We start from the raw sequence: 19729 nt of genomic DNA on the forward strand, positions 1-19729 counted from the left end.
CCCGAAGGAGGTCTCCCAAGACTTTCTGACGACCCGGTCACTTCCGCTGGCGCAGTGGCAGGGCTCTGCCGCTCCAACCGCCTTTCGTGCGCCGAAGCGCGTGCCGGCAGCATTCTGACAACGGAGCACGGCGCCAAAGGGAGGTATGCAAAGGCCCTTCGGCCTTTGCTGGGGAGAGCCCGAGAGGGACGAAGCCCCTCTCGGTTCCACAGATCAGGAAGAAGAGCGGCGCCGCCGCCCGGCCGTCACGGCAGCTTGCTGGTTCCCGCCGCGCGCAGGATACCCCGCGGACGCGCGGCCTTCTCGGCGATGCCGGAGATGCCTTGGCGCCTCGCGAGCTCGGCCCAGACCGCCTGGGGCGGGATGCCGGCATCCACCCAGACCACCATCAGGTGATAGAGCAGGTCCGCGCTCTCGAGCACCGTGGCGTCGCGGTTGCCGGTCGCGGCTTCGATGACGCATTCCACCGCTTCCTCGCCGAGCTTCTGCGCCACCTTGGCGGTGCCGCGGGCGAGCAGCCGGGCGGAGTGGGACGTCATGGTGTCGCCGGCCTGGCGGCGATCCTCGACCACCTTCCACAGCCGGTCGAGGATGGTCGCGTCGGCCCCCGCGATGGCCGGGGCCAGCGGGGCGAGCATGCGCTTCTCGGCCTTGCGCAGCACCTTGGGCAGCTTGGCCTTGGCAGCCGCCCGCGCGGTCGCCGGCACGCCGGCGGGCAGCGGGACCTTCGGTGCCTTGGCCGGCGGCTTCTTGGTCGTGGCCTTCTTGGCGACGGCCTTCTTCTTCGTCTCCTTGGCCATTACGCGGCCCTCCTGCTGCGCGGGGCCCGGCGCACCGGCAGGCCGGCCGCGGCAAGCGCGGCCTTGGCATCGGCGATGCTGAATTCCCCGTAGTGAAACACACTGGCGGCGAGCAGCCCGGTCGCGCCGGCCTTCGCACCCTCGACGAAGTGTTCCGGCGCGCCGACGCCGCCGGACGCGACGATGGGCAGGCGGATCGCCGCGCGCACCGCGCGCGTCAGCGGCAGGTCGAAGCCCTGCTTGGTGCCGTCGCGATCCATCGAGGTGAGCAGGATTTCGCCCGCGCCGAGGGATTCGACGCGCCGCGCCCATTCCACCGCATCGATGCCGGTGCCCCGGCGGCCGCCATGGGTGAAGACCTCCCAGCCCTCGCCGGTTTCCTTCTTCCGCGCGTCGATGGCGACGACGATGGCCTGGCTGCCGAAGGCCTCGGCGCAGCGGCGCACGACATCGGGATCGGCAATCGCCGCGGAATTGATCGAGACCTTGTCCGCCCCGGCGAGCAGCAGGCGCCGGGCATCGTCCACGCTGCGCACGCCGCCGCCGACGGTCAGCGGGATGAAGACCTCGGCCGCGGTGCGGGAGACGACGTCGAGGATGGTGTCGCGGTTCTCGTGGGAGGCGGTGATGTCGAGGAAGGTAACCTCGTCCGCGCCCTCGGCGTCATAGGCGCGGGCCTGCTCCACCGGGTCGCCCGCGTCACGCAGTTCGACGAAATTCACGCCCTTCACGACGCGTCCGTCCTTCACATCCAGGCAGGGAATGACGCGCAGGGCGAGCACCGGGCGGATGACCTTTCATCTTGTCGGGAAAACGACGCCTGTGACGGCTTGGACTTCCGTGACAGTCGAGTGCGGCGGAATGATGCGTCCGGTCAAGTGAAGCGATCGGGACGAGGGAGCAGATCTGATGCGCGGAATCGGCGTGTTGGAGGATGGCTTTGTCTTCACCGAGGATGAGCTCGAGCGGGGAACGCCCCGCTTCTGGTGGGGCCCACGCAAGCGCGCGGCGTTCGATCGTGCATTAGCGCGCCGCGGCCTGACGCGGAAGAAACAGGATGAGGAGACGGAGTCCTCTTCCTCGGACGATACTGGCGACGACGCCTCCTCATCCGTCCTGGTCGCGGGCGCCTCGGCGGAGATGGTCTTGGAGACCGCGGAAAAGAAGACCGAGACCGGCGGATCGTGGTTCGGGTCGTGGGGGGGGCGCGGTCCGACGGGGGCGGCTCGTCCGACTCCGGGGGTTCCTCCGGCTCGGACAGCGGCGGCAGCTCCGACGGCGGAAGCAGTTCGAGCGAATAGTCCCCTCTATCAAACGTCCGGCGGAGGGCTGCCTTCGCTCAGGCTGCCGCGGCCAGCGCGGCCTTGGGCTCGATGCGCCCATCATACAGCGCGCGGCCGATGATGGCCCCTTCGATGCCGGCCTTCGCATCCTGAAGCGCGATCAGGTCCTCGACCCCCGCCACGCCGCCGGAGGCGATGACGGGCAGGGTCACGGCGCGGGCGATCGCCGCGGTGGCGGCGACGTTCACGCCGCCCAGCATGCCGTCGCGGCCGATATCGGTGCAGATGACCGCGGCCGCGCCGGAATCCTCGAAGCGCTTTGCGAGGTCGGTGGCCGTGACATCGGAGGTCTCCGCCCAGCCTTCCGTCGCGACCATGCCGTCGCGCGCATCGATGCCGAGGGCCACGCGCCCGGGGAAGGCACGGCAGGCTTCGCGGGTGAAGGACGGATCCTTCAGCGCCGCGCTGCCCAGGATGATTCGGCTGATGCCGGCCGCGAGCCAGGCTTCGGCCACCGCCATGCTGCGAATGCCGCCGCCGAGCTGCACCCGTGCGCCCGGCACGGCGCCGAGGATGCCGCGCACGGCCTCCGCATTCTCCGGCCTGCCCGCAAAGGCGCCGTCGAGGTCGACCACATGCACCCAGGTGAAGCCGGCCTCGACGAAGGCCCGCGCCTGGGCAGCTGGATCCTCGGCATAGATCGTCGCCTGGTCCATCTCGCCGCGCTTGAGGCGGACCACCTGCCCGCCCTTGAGGTCGATGGCGGGATAAAGGGTGAGGGTCATCGGCCTGCCGTCAGGATCTGGGGAAGCGGCGGCTCATTCCGCGCGGCGGCGATATACGTCAACCGAGGCGCTTCCAAAAGGGACCGTCGCGATCCTGTCGAAGGCGTCGAGATCGATCCTGCGCGGTCCCACCCAGGCGATCGGCTCGCGGATGAGGTAGACCTGCCGAACCTCCGCCGGGATCGCGACGTCATTGCCAATCTGACATGGCATGCGCTCCCGGACCGTCGGGGACAGGTAGGCCACGGACTGGCCGGCGCGAAAGCAACGGAAGCCGGTGCGGAACGCCGGCGGCAGGTCGAAGATCTCGAAAGAGTCGTGGGTCACGATGCTGCTGTCATCGGCCACGGCATTCGCATAGAGCGCGGCCTCGCGCAGCGCATTGCCCCAGGGCGGTCCGAAGGGCTCGGCCCGCGCCACGGCGACGGCTGCAACCGACGCAAGGAGTGTCATCGGAAGAGCTGCGATGCCGAAGGATTTCGGCGCGGCATGCCGCGCCAGCATGATCGCACCCATCGCCGCCATGACGAACAGAACGGGATTCGCCCACCTGACATATCTTGCATAGGGCGGGGTGCTCGGCTTCAGAAGGATGAGCAATCCGAGGAAGGCCAGGGCCGACAGCAGCAGGGCCAGGAATATCAGGGCTGTCCGGTAGTCCAGGCCGCCGCCTTTGCGGAATGCGACGACGCAGGCTGCCGAGAGCAGGAACGCCCCGCCGACGGCATAGACGTTCAGGGCGGACAGAACCCGGAATATGTCGTCCGAACCTCCGCCGGCCGTGAAGCCACTCGACGATTTCAGGATGAACTTGAGGAGCATCCAGAGGCTGACGAGCACGGCAGCGACGGTGAGCCCCGCCAGGATTCCGAGGCCCACTCCACGCGACAGGCCCTGCCGGAAGGCAAGGAGCGTCACGATGGCGGGCGCGAAGCCGAACATCGCCCCGAAGGGATGTAGCAGGGCGAGCGCCAGGCCCAGCCAGGACGCCAGGACCAGACGGCCATGGGAAATGGCGCAGAGCATGGCGATTCCGGTCACCGACATCAGACCGTACATGCGCGCTTCCGCGCTGTGCTCGCGCCATGCGGCATCGAGGACGAGACAGAGCAGGATGATCGACACGAGAAGGGGCGCTTCGGCATCCTGCCGTCCCGCCAGACAGATCCAGATGAGTAGGCCGGCAACGCCGATCAGCGTCAGAACCAGGGGGGCCCTGACGAAATACTCCAGCGACAGGCCATTGAAGTGGATCGCGTCGGAGATCAGGCGCGTGATCGCATAGATGGTCGGAAAATGCGGATCGACATCCGTGCTGAGCAACACCGACCAGCGCAGCACGCCGATGGGGAGCACATACGGCCCGCGCGTCGGCGCATGGACCGGCATATACGCCAGTCCCATGCTGTAGAACTCGTCGATCCAAAGACTGTTGGCCCCGATGGCCAGCCAGATCTTCAGACCGACGAAAACGGCGGCAAGAGCAGCAATCCAGCGTGCTGTTAGCTGCAGGATTGCCATCGCACCTACCGGCCCGTGAGGATCCGCTCCACCAACTGCTTCACCGTCGGCACGAACCCGTTCGAGTAGAAGGGGTCCGACCCGAAGCGATAGGCATTGTGCCCGGCGAACATCAGGTTGTGTTCCATCGCCCCGTCATGGGCGACGTCCTGCAGCGTCTTCTGGATGCAGAAGCTGCGCGGGTCGGCCTTCTTGCCGTTGGAGAAATCGGGTTCGTGCTGCGACCAGTTGCTGAACCGGCACTGGGACAGACAGCCCATACAGTCCACCTGGTCCTTCACGATCTCCCGCGCCTTTTCGGGCACCACGAAGATCAGCGTGTTGTCCGGCGTGCGCATCGCCTCGGTGAAGCCTTCGGCCTCCCAGTGGTTGATGCGGGCCAGGTCGTGCGGCGTGACATAGACGATGCGCTTGCGCGGACCGACGCCGTATTCGGCCAGGTGTTCGCCGATCGGTTCGGCGGTGAAGGCGACCTGGCGCTCGTTGCGCTCCTCCAGCTCCTGGAGGAATTCGTTGCGCACGGCGCTGCTGTAGAAGCCGGTGGGTGAGAAAGGCTGCAGCAGCACGTCGCCCTTCTTCAGCGTCATCAGCCGCTGCTTCCAGGCGTCGGAGATCGGGCTTTCGCGGGTCACCAGCGGACGGGTGCCGAACTGGAAGGCGACGGGCCCAAGCTCGGGGTTGTCGATCCAGTCCTCCCATTCCTCCAGCCACCAGACGCCGCCGGCCATGATGATGGGGGTGTCGTCCAGGCCGAATTCGCGCATCTGCTGGCGCAGCTTCAGCACGCGGGCATAGGGGGCCTCGGGCTTGCGCGGGTCCTCGCTGTTCGACAGGCCATTATGGCCGCCGGCGAGCCAGGGATCCTCATACACCACGCCGCCGAGCCATTCCCGTGTCTTGGAATAGGCGCGCTTCCACAGCGCGTTGAAGGCGCGGGCGGAGGAGACGATGGGGTAGTAGTGCACGCCGTAGTCGCGCGCGATGTCGGCCAGGCGATAGGGCATCCCCGCGCCGCAGGTGATGCCGTGGATCAGGCCCTTGGCCCCGTCCAGCATGCCGCGCGCGACGCGCTCCGCGCCGCCCATCTCCCACAGGATGTTGGCGTGGATGCGGCCCTTGCCACCGGCCATCTCCCACGCCTTCTTCGCCTGAGTGATGGCGCCGTCGATGGCGTAGCGGACCAGCTCCTCATGCCGCTCGCGGCGGGTCTTGCCATGATAGACCTGGGGGATCGGCCTGCCCGACGCGTCATAGGTATCGGCATTGACCGCGGAGAAGGTGCCGACCCCGCCCGAGGCCGCCCAGGCGCCGCAGGAGGCCCCGTTGGAGACGGAAACTCCCTTGCCGCCCTCGACCAGGGGCAGGACGTCGACGCCGCCCATGCGGATCGCGTTGATGGCCTTCAAGAGACGGACGCTCCCGGAAAGAACATGACGATCATATGGCACCGGCCGGGGCTCCTGTCAGGCTCCCCGGCCGCGCCGTTACAGTGTCAGTTGGCGGCTTCGCCGCGGTCGCGACGCGGGCCGCGATCGCCACGGTCCCGTCGCGGGCCACGGTCGTCCTCGCCTTCCGCGCGCGGGCGCTTCGCACCCACCTGCTCGGTGATGTCCGCACCCGTGGCCTGGTCGACCACGCGCATGGACAGCTTCACCTTGCCGCGCTCGTCGAAGCCGATGACCTTGACCTTCACCTGGTCGCCTTCCTTGACGACGTCGGTGGTCTTGTTCACGCGGTCCTGGGCCAGTTCGGAGATGTGGACGAGGCCGTCCTTGGCGCCGAGGAAGTTCACGAAGGCGCCGAAATCGGCGGTCTTCACGACCTTGCCGTTGTAGATCACGCCGATCTCGGGCTCGGCCACGATGCCGCGGATCCAGTCGATCGCCTTCTGCGCCGCCTCGGTCGAGGTCGCGGCGACCTTGATCGTGCCGTCATCCTCGATGTCGATCTTGGTGCCGGTCTGCTCGGTGATCTCGCGGATCACCTTGCCGCCCGACCCGATCACGTCGCGGATCTTGTCCTTCGGCACGTTGATCACGGTGATGCGCGGCGCGGTGGCCGCCACATCGGTGCGGTGGCCGGTCAGGCCCTTCGACATCTCGCCCAGGATGTGCAGGCGGCCGTCCTTGGCCTGGCCCAGGGCGATCTTCATGATCTCGAAGGTGATGGACGTGATCTTGATGTCCATCTGGAGCGAGGTCACGCCCGCCTCGGTGCCCGCCACCTTGAAGTCCATGTCGCCGAGGTGGTCCTCGTCGCCCAGGATGTCGGACAGCACGGCGAAGCCGCGATCTTCCTTGATCAGGCCCATGGCGATGCCGGCGCAGGGGCGCTTCAGCGGCACGCCGGCGTCCATCAGCGACAGGGAGGTGCCGCAGACGGTCGCCATCGAGGAGGAGCCGTTGGACTCCGTGATCTCGGAGACGACGCGCACCGTGTAGGGGAACTTCTCCTTCTCCGGCAGCAGCGGGTGGATGGCGCGCCAGGCGAGCTTGCCATGGCCCACTTCGCGGCGGCCCGGGGATCCCATGCGGCCCGTCTCGTTCACCGAGTACGGAGGGAAGTTGTAGTGCAGCATGAAGTCCTCACGGTACTCGCCCGTGAGGGCATCGATGATCTGCTCATCCTGGCCGGTGCCCAGCGTCGCGACGCAGAGCGCCTGGGTCTCGCCACGGGTGAACAGCGCCGAGCCATGCGCGCGCGGCAGCACGCCGACCTCGGCCATGATCGGGCGCACGGTCTTGGTGTCGCGGCCGTCGATGCGCAGGCCGGTGTCGAGAATGTTGTTGCGGACGACGTCCGCCTCCAGCTCCTTCAGCAGGCCCTTCGCCGCGGCGACGTCGGCGCCCTCGGCTTCCAGGGCGGCGACCACCGCCTTCTTCACCGCGCCCACCTTCTCCTGGCGGACCAGCTTCTGCGTCTCGGTGTAGGCGACCGCCATGTCGGCGCGGCCGAGCTCGGAGATGCGGGCCTTGAGGGCCTTGGTGGCCTCGGATTCCTCGGGAACCGCCCAGGGTTCCTTGGCGGCGACCTCAGCGAGGGCGATGATCGCCTCGATCACCGGCTGGAACGCCTTGTGGCCGAATTCGACGGCGCCGAGCATGATCTCCTCGGTCAGCTCATGCGCCTCGGATTCCACCATCAGCACACCTTCGGAGGTGCCGGCGAGGACGAGGTCGAGCGCGCTGGTCTTGCGCTCCTCGAGCGTCGGGTTCAGCACGTACTGGCCGTTGATGTAGCCGACGCGGGCGCCGGCGATCGGGCCGAAGAAGGGAATGCCCGACAGCGTCAGCGCGGCCGAGCAGCCGACCATCGCGACGATGTCCGCCTCATTCTCCATGTCGTGCGACAGCACCGTCGCGACGACCTGCACCTCGTTGCGGAACCCATCGGGGAACAGCGGGCGAATCGGGCGGTCGATCAGGCGGGAGACCAGGGTCTCGAATTCCGAAGGCCGGCCTTCGCGCTTGAAGAAGCCGCCGGGGATCTTGCCCGCGGCGAACGCCTTCTCCTGGTAGTTCACGGTCAGCGGGAAGAAGTCCTGGCCCGGCTTCACCGAGCGCGCGCCGACGGCGGTGCACAGCACGATGGTGTCGCCCAGGCGGGCCACGACGGCGCCATCGGCCTGGCGGGCGATCTTGCCCGTTTCGAGCACCAGGGTCTTGCCGCCCCAGGGAATTTCCTTGCGGAAGTAGTTTTCGAACATCTGTCGTCCTCTTGGGCGCCGGACCCCCAGGATCCGGCGCGAACCGTGAGCGCCCGGTTCCTGGGGCGCCGTCACGGTGGAATGGGGCGGATCACGCCCCGGAATGCGACGCGGAGGGCAGAACAGGTCGGAGCCGGGGAGTTCGGGACACGGGGCCGGTTGGTCGGCGTCTCGGGCGGCATGGGGAGGGCCCATCGCGGGTCACGCGACGGGAAGGCCGCCCATGTGGCCGGAAACGCCGCGGCAAGTCAGGTCCTTGAGGCCCGCGGCGATCGCTGTCAGCCCGCCGCGATCGCGGCGGTCGGGGGGCCTGGCACATCCCGGCCGGGTCCCTCCGGGCGCCCATATGGCGCGAAACCCGGGGAAATGCCATGGGAAAGTCCGGGGCCGCCGGTCGCGCCGGGTGGCGCGCCGCCCCGATGGTGTTCCGGCCGCTTGGCGTGCCCTTCGCGGCCGTCTATTGGAACCGGACCCATGCCCGATACGCCTTCTACGCCCGTGTCGCCCGACGAGATCACTGCCCTGCGCGGCGAGATCGATGCGCTCGACGACGCGCTGCACGACCTGCTGATGCGGCGTTCCGCCGTGGTCGGCCGGCTTGCCGGCAGCCGGGCCAAGGGCGTCGGATCACCGCTGCGGCCGGGGCGGGAGGCGGCGGTGCTGCGCCGCCTGCTCGCCCGCCATGACGGCCGCCTGGGGCGCGAGCGCATCGTGCGCATCTGGCGTGAAATCTTCATGGCAAGCTCGGCCATCCAGGGCGCGGTTTCGGTCGCGGTGCATGCCCCAGCGGGCGAAACCCGTCTGGCGCAGGAACATTTCGGCCCGATCGCGCCGATGCGTGTCCATCCGACTCCCGCCCGCGCCCTGGCCGCGGTCAGCGCAGGGGAGGCCTCGGTCGCCGTACTGCCGCTGCCGGCGGAAGGCGAGGAAGCGGCGACCGCCTGGTGGGCCTGGCTCGACGTGCCACGGCTGCAGGTGGTCGCGCGGCTGCCCTTCATGGCCGCGACGGACGGGGTCGGTGCGCTGGTCGTCGCCCCGGTGCCGCCCGATCCCTCGGGCGAGGATCGCAGCCTGGTGCTGGTCGAGGCCGAGGCCCGTGCCTCTCGCGGTCGCATCGCACAGGGTTTCGAGGAGGCCGGCTTCACCATGACCTCCCTGCTGCTGGCCCGGGCGGCGGACGAGACCCTCGCCCTGGCCGAGGTCGAAGGATTCCTGGGCGCGGAAGATCCGCGCCTCGCCGCGCTGCCCTGGCCGCGGCGCACCATTCTCGGCGCCTATTCCGCGCCGGTTCCTGGAGACCAGCCATGACCGTGATGCCCCGCCCCTCGATCCTGTCGGTCGAGCCCTATGTCGGCGGTGAGTCCAAGATCCCGGGCGTGAACCGGATCGTGAAGCTGTCCTCGAACGAGGGCGCCTTCGGTCCCCCGCCCGGCGCCATTGAGGCGATCCGCGCCATGGCGGCCGAGGCGCATCGATATCCGGACGGGTCGGGCAAGGCGATCCGCGAGGCGATCGGGGCCCGCTTCGGGCTCGACCCCGCACGCATCGTAGTCGGCAATGGGTCGGACGAATTGCTGGCGCTGATCATCCTCGCCTATGGCGGCGAGGGCACGGACATCGTGATGAGCGCCCATGGCTTCCTGATGTACGAGATCACCGGCCGCTGGGCCGGCTGCCAGATCATCAAGGTGCCGGAGAAGAACCTGACCACCGATGTGGACGGCATGCTGGCCGCCGTCGGCCCGCGCACCCGCCTGGTCTTCCTGGCGAACCCGAACAACCCGACCGGGTCGATCCTGCCGCAGTCGGAAGTGGACCGCCTGCGTGCCGGGCTGCGGGAGGACATCCTCCTGGTGCTCGACAGCGCCTATGCCGAATACGTCACGCGGCCGGACTACGACGCGGGCGCCAAGCTGGTGGATGCCTCCGGCAACACTGTCATGACGCGCACCTTCTCCAAGATCTTCGGCATGGGCGGGATGCGGCTCGGCTGGGCCTACGCGCCGGCGCCGATCGTCGATGTGCTGTCGCGCGTGCGCGGGCCGTTCAACGTGAATGCCGCGGCGATGGCCGCCGGCGTCGCCGCACTCGCCGAGAAGGGCTGGATCGAGAAGTCCGTCGCCCACAACACGGAATGGCGCGCCAAGGTGACGGCGGGGCTGGAAGCCGCCGGCATCAAGGTCTGGCCGAGCGAGGGCAACTTCCTGCTCGCCGATTTCGGCACGGCGGCGAAGGCGAAGGCGGCGGATGACGCGATGAAATCCCGCGGGCTGATCGTGCGCGCCATGGGCGGCTACGGCCTTGGGTCCTGCCTGCGCATCAGCATCGGCACCGCCGAGGAATGCACAATGGTGATCGAGGCGCTGACCGCGTTCATGCATGGCTGAGCCTCTGTTCAACCGGCTCTGCCTGATCGGCATCGGGCTGATCGGGTCGTCCATCGCGCGCGTGGCGCGCAAGCGCGGCGACATCGCCCGCACCGTCGTCGCCACCACGCGCCGGGCGGAGACGCTGGCGCGGGTGCGCGAACTCGGCATCGTCGATGTGGTCGAGGACGACATCGGCAAGGCCGTGGAGGGTTGCGACTGCGTGATCCTCTGCGTGCCGGTCGGCGTCTATGCGACCGTGATGGCGCAGATCGCACCGCATTTGGCGAAGGGCTGCATCCTGACGGATGTCGGCTCCACCAAGGGCAGCGTGATCCGCGACCTGACGCCGCTGCTGCCCGAAGGCGTCCACCTGGTCCCGGCGCATCCCATGGCCGGCACCGAATATTCCGGCCCGGATGCCGGCTTCCCCGAGCTGTTCGACGGCCGCTACGCCATCATCACCCCGCTGCCGGGGTCCGACCCCGGCGCCGTGGAGAAGGTGCGCGAGCTGTGGCGCCGCTGCGGGTCGATGATCGAGACGCTGGACCCCACGACGCATGACAAGATCGTCGCGATGGTGTCGCATCTGCCGCACCTGATCGCCTTCACCATCTGCGGCACGGCGGACGACCTGGCCGAGGAGACCAAGGAGGCGGTGATGAAGTTCGCGGCGTCCGGCTTCCGCGACTTCACGCGCATCGCGGCGAGCGATGTCGACATGTGGCGCGACGTCTTCCTCAACAACCGCGAGGCGCTGCTCGAAATGCTCGCACGGTTCAGCGAGGATGCGCACGCGCTTGGCCGCGCGGTGCGCTACGGGCAGGCGGAATTCATCGAGGACCGCATCCGGCGCGGACGGAAGATCCGGCGCGAGCTGATCGAGCGGAAGCAGGCCTGACGCGGTCGGGGAGGGGCTTTGCCCCTCCGAGCTCCGCCCGCCGCGCGGCAGGCCTGTCGAGCGGGCCGGCCGGCGTCAGAACCTGAACGACACGTTCAGCGACCCGAATTGCTGCATGCCGCCGCGCTGGCCGTAGAATTCCTCGGTCCGCCACACCTGCGTCAGCGCGATGCGCACGCCGCGCCACATCACAGCCACGCCCGCCTGCAGGTCGGCCACCAGCGGCCGCTTGTCCACGCTGCGGCTGTCCGACCAGGTATTGCCGTCCAGCAGCACATCGACCGCGACGGCACGGGCCTCCGCGCCGGCGAAGAGATACCAGCCGAAACTGTCGCCCTGCGGCTGGAAGAAGGCGCTGCCGGCCAGTGCGGGACGGATGCGCGGCGGGCCGAAATCAGCTTCGAGATTGCGGCCTATGCGGAACAGGGCGCCGCCACCGGCATAGGTGGCGAGATTGCCGACGCTGATCGTCGCGGAGGGCAGCAACTCGGCGGCGAAGTTCTCGTCCCCTGCCAGGTGCACGCGCCATTTGCGGTCGAGGATCAGCGCCACGACGGGTTCGTCATTGAGCTGGTAGTCCCAGCCATTTGAACTGGTGGTGCCGATGAAGGAGTGGAATCCGTTCTGCACGAACTTCCCTCCGGCCGAGGGTCCGATCATCCCGGCCTGGAGCTCGAGCACCGATAGGGAGGTGTCCGTGACGCGCGACAGCGACAGGGCGCCGTAGAGCAGCCCGGCATAGGGTCGGTCATTGGGATCGGGGATGGTGGCTTCGGTATCGGCGGGGGTGAAGATGGACTGGCCGAAGGCGAGGCCCCAGCGGGTCCGGCCCGGCCCCTGGATGAGGTCGAGCTGCCGGTCGATCCAGGCCAGGGGCCCAGGCAGATCCGCCGACGGGGATCGCCAGGTCAGCAGCAGGCCATTGGTGTAGTTGCGATCGGTGCCGTTGAGCACGTCGTTCTCGACCGACAGGCCGAGCGTGCCCTCCGGATCGGGGGGCGGCAGGGTGGTCTGGGCGGCGGCCGGCGAGGCCAGCGCGCCGGCCAGCATGCAGACCCCCAAGACATACCATTTCGGCATCGCAAGCACCCCCATGACAACGGGCGCCATCCCGCGGCGCTCCCGGAGGATAACTCGCCGGGACAGTCAGGGTTGTCGGACGGGCCCGGTTTCGGCCAGCTCCGGTGCGGCCTCGGCCTTCAGAACTTCCCCGGCCAGGTAGAGGCTGCCGCAGATAAGCACCCGCCCCGGGGGCTGGTCGCGCGCGATGCGGCCAAGCGCGGCGGCGATGGTCGGGCCGGGAACAGCAACGCCGCCGCTGGCCGTGACGATATCCGCCACGGGCATCGCCAGATGCTGGCCCGGTTCCGCCACCGCATGCAGGGATGTCGCGAACGGGATCAGCGGGCGCAGGAACGCCGCGCTGGCCTTGCCCGTCTTCATGCCGACGACGAGATGCAGCGGCCGGTCGCGCCAGGTCGCGAGGTGTTCCGCCAGCGCGACGCCGGCGCCGGCGTTGTGGCCGCCGTCGAGCCACAATTCGAAGCCGGCGGGCAGCGACTGCGCCAGCGCACCGGTCAGCCGCTGCAGCCGTGCCGGCCATTCGGCGGCGGCAACGCCGCGCGCGATTGCGTCGTCGGTCAGCCAGTGCGGCCCCCAGGCGCGCAGGGCGGTAATGGCGATGCCTGCATTGTCCGCCTGATGCGGGCCGGGGAGACCGGGGCGCGGCAGGTCCAGCGCGCCGCGCGCGTCGGCGTAGCGCATGCCGGCTTCGGTGACCTCGCAGCGCCAGTCGCGGCCGCGGGCGAGCAGCGTTGCGCCGCGTTCCGCCGCGACGCGCTCCAGCACCGCCATCGCAACCGGGTCCTGCAGGCCGGTCGCGCAGGGCACGCCGGCCTTCATGATGCCGGCCTTCTCGCCGGCGATGCCGGCCAGGCTGTCGCCGAGGAAATCCATGTGATCCATGGAGATGGACGCGATCGCGGTGGCCGTGGGCCGGTCCACGACATTCGTCGCGTCGTAGATGCCGCCCAGGCCAACCTCCAGCACCAGCAGGTCCGCGGGCACGCGGCTGAACAGCAGCAGGGCGACAGCGGTGGTGATCTCGAAGACGGTGATGGGCTCGCCGGCGTTGATTGTCTCCACCTCCTCCAGCGCGGCGATCAGCGCGTCTTCGCTCACCAACTCGCCGGCCAGACGGATGCGCTCGTGAAAGCGCACCAGGTGGGGGGAGGTATAGACATGCACGCGCTGGCCCGCCGCTTCCGCGATGGCGCGCAGGAAGGCGCAGGTCGAACCCTTGCCGTTCGTGCCCGCGACATGGATCACGGGCGGCAGCTTGCGTTCGGGATGACCCAGCTTCGCCAGCGCGCGATGCATGCGATCGAGGCTGAGGTCGATCAGCTTCGGATGCAGCGCGTGCAGGCGGTCGATAATGGCCTCGGCGCGGGACATGGGATCAGCCCTGGGCCGGGGCGGTAGTCTCCTCGGCCGGTGGTGGCGACGGCGGTGGTTCTTCCTCGATCGCGGGCGGCACCTCGGCCGAGGGCAGCAGGGGCACGCGCAGCAGGCCGATGACGCGCGCGAGCGTCGCGCGCATCTCGCCGCGCTTCACCACCATGTCGAGGATGCCATGCTCCAGCAGGTATTCGGCGCGCTGGAAGCCCTCGGGCAGCTTCTCGCGCACCGTCTGCTCGATCACGCGGGCACCGGCGAAGCCGATCATCGCGCCGGGCTCGGCGATCTGGATGTCGCCCAGCATGGCGAAGGAGGCGGTGACGCCGCCCGTGGTCGGGTCGCACAGCACGACGATGAAGGGCAGCCCCGCTTCCTTGACCATGCGGGAGGCGATGACCGTGCGCGGCATCTGCATCAGCGACACCGCGCCTTCCTGCATGCGCGCCCCGCCCGAGGCGGTGAAGACGATCAGCGGCGCGTCCTGCAGCACGGCGAGCTTGGCGGCGGTGACAATGGCCTCGCCCACGCCGGCACCCATCGACCCGCCCATGAAGGCGAATTCCATGGCGGCGACGACGGCACGCTGACCGTCGATGGCGCCATGCGCCACCGCGACGGCATCGTCCATCGCCGACTTCACCTGCGCTTCCTTCAACCGGTCGGCATAGCGGCGCTGGTCGCGGAAGCGCAGCGGATCGGCCGGGGCGCGCGGCAGCTCGATGCGGGAAAAGCCGGGATCGAGCGTGATCTCCAGCCGGCGCACGGCCGCGATGCGCATGTGGTGGCCGCAATGCGGGCAGACATGCAGCGCGGCTTCAAGGTCGCGGCGGAAGATCATCTGCTCGCAGGCGGGGCATTTGTGCCAGAGGTTCTCGGGCACGTCCCGCTTGAACAGGCCCGAGATCTTCGGCAGGGCCCAGTCGGAAATCCAGTTCATCGCAGTCCCTCGGGCGGCGCCGGCGCCGCGCGGGGAGGGAGTAGGGGTTGCGGGGGGGCGGGCGCAAGGGGTGGGGATGCGGATGGGTGCCTCACACACATCAACCATTGGTTGATACGCAGTCGAGCGCGAGGGCAACTGCTCCCGCCTCAGGCTCCGCGCCGTGGCCTGCCGCGCTTCGTCGGACCGTCGCGCGCCTTCTCCGGCGCGCGGATGCGCAGCAGGACCTCGACGCGGCCCGGCTGTTCGGCGATCGCCCGCGTGACGATCGCCGACAGCGTCTCCGGTGTCACATCGAGGTCCACCATCGTCGCCGTCGCCTCATCCAGCATGTGGGAATGCGGATGCGCGATGGTGTCGTAGAGCAGCACGCCTCCGGCCGTCGGCACACGGCCGAGCAATCCATGCGCGACCATCGCCTCCATCAGGTCGCCGATCTCGGCACGCCCAATCGCCAGGCCGCCCTCGGCGGCGATGCGCTGCGCCTCGGCAATGTCGAGATGCGTCTCCTCGGCGGTGCGCAACAGCGTCAGCAGGCGCGGCACGGGGCCGTCAGCGGACAGGCCCGCCTGGCGTACCTCCTCGCGCGCCGCGTTGTCCGCGGTGCTGGCCATTTCCTTCCTCCCTTCGGGGTCTTGCGCCCCGTGAGACCGGAGGGGGCTTTGCCCCTCCGGACCTCCCCCAACCAAAGGCCACAGGGCCTTTGGAAACCGATACCTGGAGCTGGGCGGGGAGGCCCCCTCCCAGAATTCGAAGCGCGCACGGCGCACAGCGCCCGGTCCTGCTTCCTGACGCTGGGCGCGAACCGCGCGTCTCACGATGGCCGGACCGCGGCGCAGGGCGCCAAGTGACGGTTTCCAAAGGCCCTGTGACCTTTGGCGGGGTGAGGTTTGGAGAGGGGCAGAGCCCCTCTCCAACACGCCCTCACCGCAGATCGAACCGATCCGCGTTCATCACCTTCACCCAGGCCGCGACGAAGTCCTTCACGAACTTCGGCCCGTTATCGGCCTGCGCGTAGACCTCCGCCAGCGCGCGGAGCTGCGAGTTCGACCCGAACACCAGGTCCACCCGCGTGCCGGTCCACTTCTTCGCGCCGGTCTTGCTGTCGCGGCCTTCGAAGACTTCCGCCGTCTCGTCCGTCGGCGCCCAGGCCGTGCCCATGTCGAGCAGGTTGACGAAGAAGTCGTTCGTCAGCGTGCCCGTGCGTGACGTGAAGACGCCGTGCGACGACCCGCCATGGTTGGCGCCGAGCACGCGCAGGCCGCCGACCAGGACCGTCATTTCCGGCGCCGTCAGCGTGAGGAGCTGCGCCTTATCGACAAGCTGCTCCTCGGCCGAGACCGTGTAGCGGGCCTTGCGGTAGTTGCGGAACCCGTCCGCCTCGGGCTCCAGCGGCTCGAAGGAATGGGCGTCGGTCTGGTCCTGCGTCGCATCGGTCCGGCCCGGCGCGAAGGGCACCGTCACGTCATGGCCGGCTGCCTTGGCCGCGAGCTCGATCCCGGCGGACCCGCCGAGCACGATCAGGTCGGCCAGCGAGACCTGCTTGCCGCCGGTCGCGGAGGCGTTGAACGCCTTCTGCACCGCTTCGAGCTTGCCGAGTACCTCGGCGAGCTTCGCCGGCTCATTCGCCTCCCAGTCCTTCTGCGGCGCGAGGCGGATGCGCGCGCCATTCGCCCCGCCGCGGCGATCGGACCCGCGGAAGGTCGAGGCCGAGGCCCAGGCGGTGGAGACGAGCTGCTGGACAGACAGGCCCGCGGCGAGGATCTGCGCCTTCAGCGTCGCGATGTCTGCATCGTCGATCAGCGCGTGCGTCACCGGCGGGACGGGGTCCTGCCAGATCAGGTCCTCGGCCGGGACGAGCGGGCCCAGGTAGCGGACCTTCGGCCCCATGTCGCGATGGGTCAGCTTGAACCAGGCGCGGGCGAAGGCGTCGGCGAACTGGTCCGGATTGGCGTGGAAGCGCTTGGAGATCTCGGCGTAGATCGGGTCCATCTTCATCGCCATGTCCGCCGTCGTCATCATCGGCGGGTGGCGCTTCGACGGGTCATGCGCGTCGGGGACCAGGGTCTGCGCGGCCGGATCCTTCGGCTTCCACTGATGCGCGCCGGCGGGGCTCTTGGTCAGCTCCCAGTCGAAGCCGAGCAGCATGTCGAAATAGCTGACATCCCACTTGGTCGGCGTGGGCGTCCAGGCGCCCTCGATGCCGGAGGTGATGGCATCGACGCCCTTGCCGGACCCGAAGGTGCTCTTCCAGCCGAGGCCCATCTGCTCCATCGGGGCGGCTTCCGGCTCGCGACCGACCAGCGTGGCGTCACCGGCGCCGTGGCACTTGCCGAAGGTGTGGCCGCCGGCGGTCAGCGCGACCGTCTCCTCATCGTTCATCGCCATGCGCGAGAAGGTCTCGCGGATGTCGCGGCCCGAGGCGACCGGGTCGGGATTGCCGTTCGGCCCTTCCGGATTGACGTAGATGAGGCCCATCTGCACGGCCGCGAGCGGGTTCTCGAGCTGGCGGTCGCCCGTGTAGCGCATGTCGCCGAGCCAGGTGTCCTCGGACCCCCAGTAGATGTCCTCTTCCGGCTCCCAGATGTCGGCGCGGCCGAAGCCGAAGCCGAAGGTCTTCAGCCCCATCGATTCCATCGCGCAGGTGCCGGCGAGGACGAGCAGGTCTGCCCAGGAAATGCTGTTGCCGTATTTCTGCTTGATCGGCCACAGCAGGCGCCGCGCCTTGTCGAGGTTGGCGTTGTCGGGCCAGGAATTCTCCGGCGCGAAGCGCTGCGCACCGGTCGATCCGCCGCCGCGCCCATCCGCCGTCCGGTAAGTGCCCGCGGCATGCCAGGACATGCGGATGAAGAACGGCCCGTAATGGCCGTAATCGGCCGGCCACCAATCCTGGCTGACCGTCATCAGCGCGATGACGTCCTTCTTCAGCGCCGCGACGTCGAGCTTCTTGAATTCTTCGGCATAGTCGAAATCCGCGCCCAGCGGGTTCGACTTGGCCGATTGCTGGCTGAGGATGCGCAGGTTGAGCGAATTCGGCCACCAGTCACGGTTCGACCGGGTCGTGAAGCGTGCCGCCGTCGGCCTGCCATGCATCACCGGGCACTTGCCGGCGCCCGCTGTGTTTCCGTCCATCTTTCTCTCCGTTCCTGGCTGGCGTTGAGCGATCCGGCCCTGGGACAGGATCGTGCAGTCACTGGCGATACGGCCGATTCCGCCGGGCAGCCGCCTATGCGTCGCCCGACAGTCCTGGCCGCCGGAGGGGAGCCTGTCAGCCCAAGAACGATTGCGGAAGTGACAACTTCCGAAAGGCCCGATAGACGTTGCCAATCGTCGCGGATAGCCGTGGGGTTGCGCAACATGGGCTTGTCCAGCCGCAAGAATCCTGCTGCGCCGCAGCACTGACGGAACTGGTCGATCCATGAATCTGCGCGACCTGCGCTACATACTCGCCCTCGCCGAGCACCGCCATTTCGGCAAGGCCGCCGAGGCCTGCCGCGTCAGCCAGCCCACGCTTTCGGTACAGCTTCGCAAGCTGGAGGAGGTGCTCGGCGTCGTGCTGTTCGAACGCAACAGCAAGCAGGTGGTGCCCACGCCGCTCTGCGAGCTTCTGCTGGCCCACGCCCGCGTCGCGGTGGCCGAGGTCGATGCCATGTCAGCCCTCGCCCGCGCCGCGATGGACCCGTTGCGGGGCAGCCTGCGGCTCGGGGTCATCCCGACCCTCGGCCCCTACCTGCTGCCGCTCATCTTCGGGCCGCTGCGCGAAAGCCTCCCAGGCCTCGAGATCGAGCCCTGGGAGGACGTGACGGCCAGCCTGCTCGAACGCCTGCGGGCGCATGAGCTCGACGCCGTGCTGCTGGCGACCGAGCCGGACGGCAACGATCTTCTGAGCGAGCCGCTCTTTACCGAGCCCTTCCTCGCCGCCGTACCGCCCGACCACGCGCTGTGCGGCCGCAACCGGGTCAGCGAGGAAGACCTCGCCCCGGACGTGCTGGTCCTCGCCGATGGGCATTGCCTGCGCGACCAGGCGCTCGCCGCCTGCGGCCTGGCCGGGCCGCGCGGCGGATCGCTGCGGGCCTCCTCGCTTGCCACGCTGATCAACATGGTCGCGGCGGGCTATGGCACCACGCTCATTCCGGGCCTCGCCGCCGGCGCGGCGCAGGATGCCGGGATCACCCTGCTGCCGCTGCGGCACGGGGTCTCGCGCACCGTGCGCATCGTGTGGCGCGCCGCCTTCCCCCGCCGCGCCGCGGTCGAAGCCGTCGGCCGGATCATCGCCGAACGCCTGCGACCCTATTCCGCCGCCGCCGAGGCCGCGGCATAGAGCCTCACCCGAAAGGACAGGACACCATGATCGACACCAAGATCGGCACCGGCGCCGAGGCCACGCCCGGCCAGTACATCCAGGTCCACTACACCGGCTGGCTGTTCGACGAAGGCGCGCCCGAGAACAAGGGCCGCAAGTTCGACAGCTCCCGCGACCGCGGCCAGCCCTTCGAATTCCAGCTCGGTGTCGGCCAGGTGATCGGCGGTTGGGACCAGGGCTTCGCCGGCATGAAGGTGGGCGGCGAACGCACCCTGATCATTCCGCCCGAGCTCGGCTACGGGGCCCGCGGCGCCGGCGGGGTGATCCCGCCGAACGCGACGCTGATCTTCGAGGTTGAGTTGCTCGGAGTGGGGTGAAAGCAGACCGGAGAAGGGCTTTGCCCCTCTCCGGACCTCTCCCCACCAAAGGCCACAGGGCCTTTGGAAACCGATACTTGGCGCCGGGCAGAACGGTCCGGCGCCGACGGGAAAGGCCCGGCCTACGCAACGCCGAAATGGTCTGATCGGCACTGCGCAGGGCACGACCCCCCAGACTCTCAAACCGCCCACCCTGCCCGATGCCTATTGATGGTTTCCAAAGGCCCTGTGGCCTTTGGTGGGGAGGGTTCGGGAGGGGCAAAGCCCCTCCTGACCTTCGGCCTGCGTCACAA

General features: G+C 69.0%; 16 protein-coding genes. 5 read left to right on the top strand and 11 right to left on the bottom strand.

Features of this window, described 5'->3' with window-relative positions; all coding sequences use genetic code 11:
• Positions 1-245: 245 nt before the first annotated feature.
• The 6 genes from KPL78_RS20520 to pnp form a co-directional block, all read right to left on the bottom strand.
• Entirely contained in the window at positions 246-800 is a 555-nt protein-coding gene (locus KPL78_RS20520) for a phosphoribosyl-ATP diphosphatase (RefSeq protein WP_219764858.1), read from the bottom strand.
• Positions 800-1582 (bottom strand): imidazole glycerol phosphate synthase subunit HisF, encoded by a 783-nt coding sequence (gene hisF / locus KPL78_RS20525; RefSeq protein WP_219764859.1) that lies wholly within the window; start codon positions 1580-1582, stop codon positions 800-802. The genes KPL78_RS20520 and hisF overlap by 1 nt, the downstream gene beginning before the upstream one ends.
• A 557-nt stretch (positions 1583-2139) precedes the next feature.
• A complete protein-coding gene (gene hisA, locus KPL78_RS20530) occupies positions 2140-2868 on the bottom strand; it encodes a 1-(5-phosphoribosyl)-5-[(5-phosphoribosylamino)methylideneamino]imidazole-4-carboxamide isomerase (RefSeq protein ID WP_219764860.1) in 729 nt (242 codons plus the stop codon).
• Positions 2869-2901: 33 nt separating this feature from the next.
• Positions 2902-4389 (bottom strand): hypothetical protein, encoded by a 1488-nt coding sequence (locus KPL78_RS20535; protein WP_219764861.1) that lies wholly within the window; start codon positions 4387-4389, stop codon positions 2902-2904.
• Between the two features lie 5 nt (positions 4390-4394).
• Positions 4395-5795: an NAD(P)H-dependent flavin oxidoreductase gene (locus tag KPL78_RS20540; protein ID WP_219764862.1), complete on the bottom strand. Its 1401-nt coding sequence runs from the start codon at positions 5793-5795 to the stop codon at positions 4395-4397.
• A gap of 86 nt (positions 5796-5881) precedes the next feature.
• The gene (pnp, locus tag KPL78_RS20545) at positions 5882-8095 is read right to left on the bottom strand and encodes a polyribonucleotide nucleotidyltransferase (protein WP_219764863.1); all 2214 of its coding nucleotides are present in this window, start codon (positions 8093-8095) and stop codon (positions 5882-5884) included.
• Between the two features lie 474 nt (positions 8096-8569).
• On the opposite strand from pnp, the gene KPL78_RS20550 reads away from it, so the two are divergent.
• Genes KPL78_RS20550 through KPL78_RS20560 form a run of 3 tightly spaced genes read left to right on the top strand, consistent with a single transcriptional unit; the run spans position 8570 to position 11362 of the window.
• Positions 8570-9403, top strand: coding sequence for a chorismate mutase (locus tag KPL78_RS20550; protein WP_219764864.1), 834 nt, complete (start codon positions 8570-8572; stop codon positions 9401-9403).
• Positions 9400-10482, top strand: coding sequence for a histidinol-phosphate transaminase (hisC, locus tag KPL78_RS20555; RefSeq protein ID WP_219764865.1), 1083 nt, complete (start codon positions 9400-9402; stop codon positions 10480-10482). The genes KPL78_RS20550 and hisC overlap by 4 nt, the downstream gene beginning before the upstream one ends.
• Complete coding sequence (locus KPL78_RS20560) at positions 10475-11362, top strand: prephenate/arogenate dehydrogenase family protein (protein WP_219764866.1); 888 nt, start codon at positions 10475-10477, stop codon at positions 11360-11362. Before hisC ends, KPL78_RS20560 begins: the two co-directional genes overlap by 8 nt.
• 75 nt (positions 11363-11437) lie before the next feature.
• Here the strand turns inward: KPL78_RS20560 and KPL78_RS20565 are convergent, their stop codons facing one another.
• From KPL78_RS20565 to katG, 5 genes are all read right to left on the bottom strand, one after another.
• Positions 11438-12472 carry a lipid A deacylase LpxR family protein gene (locus KPL78_RS20565; RefSeq protein ID WP_219764867.1) on the bottom strand — a complete coding sequence of 345 codons (1035 nt, stop codon included), beginning with the start codon at positions 12470-12472 and terminating at the stop codon, positions 11438-11440.
• Between the two features lie 36 nt (positions 12473-12508).
• The gene (locus tag KPL78_RS20570) at positions 12509-13816 is read right to left on the bottom strand and encodes a bifunctional folylpolyglutamate synthase/dihydrofolate synthase (protein ID WP_219764868.1); all 1308 of its coding nucleotides are present in this window, start codon (positions 13814-13816) and stop codon (positions 12509-12511) included.
• A gap of 4 nt (positions 13817-13820) precedes the next feature.
• Positions 13821-14756, bottom strand: a complete 936-nt coding sequence (gene accD / locus KPL78_RS20575; RefSeq protein ID WP_219764869.1) for an acetyl-CoA carboxylase, carboxyltransferase subunit beta — start codon at positions 14754-14756, stop codon at positions 13821-13823.
• Between the two features lie 149 nt (positions 14757-14905).
• Positions 14906-15370 (bottom strand): hypothetical protein, encoded by a 465-nt coding sequence (locus tag KPL78_RS20580; RefSeq protein ID WP_219764870.1) that lies wholly within the window; start codon positions 15368-15370, stop codon positions 14906-14908.
• A 310-nt stretch (positions 15371-15680) separates the two neighbouring features.
• Entirely contained in the window at positions 15681-17888 is a 2208-nt protein-coding gene (gene katG / locus KPL78_RS20585) for a catalase/peroxidase HPI (RefSeq protein WP_219764871.1), read from the bottom strand.
• A gap of 286 nt (positions 17889-18174) precedes the next feature.
• On the opposite strand from katG, the gene KPL78_RS20590 reads away from it, so the two are divergent.
• Together KPL78_RS20590 and KPL78_RS20595 are read left to right on the top strand one after the other, a co-directional pair.
• Positions 18175-19077: a LysR substrate-binding domain-containing protein gene (locus tag KPL78_RS20590; RefSeq protein ID WP_219764872.1), complete on the top strand. Its 903-nt coding sequence runs from the start codon at positions 18175-18177 to the stop codon at positions 19075-19077.
• A 26-nt stretch (positions 19078-19103) separates the two neighbouring features.
• A complete protein-coding gene (locus KPL78_RS20595) occupies positions 19104-19436 on the top strand; it encodes an FKBP-type peptidyl-prolyl cis-trans isomerase (RefSeq protein ID WP_219764873.1) in 333 nt (110 codons plus the stop codon).
• The last annotated feature ends 293 nt before the right edge of the window (positions 19437-19729 follow it).

The organism is Roseomonas alba (assembly GCF_019430885.1).
Lineage (GTDB): Bacteria > Pseudomonadota > Alphaproteobacteria > Acetobacterales > Acetobacteraceae > Neoroseomonas > Neoroseomonas alba.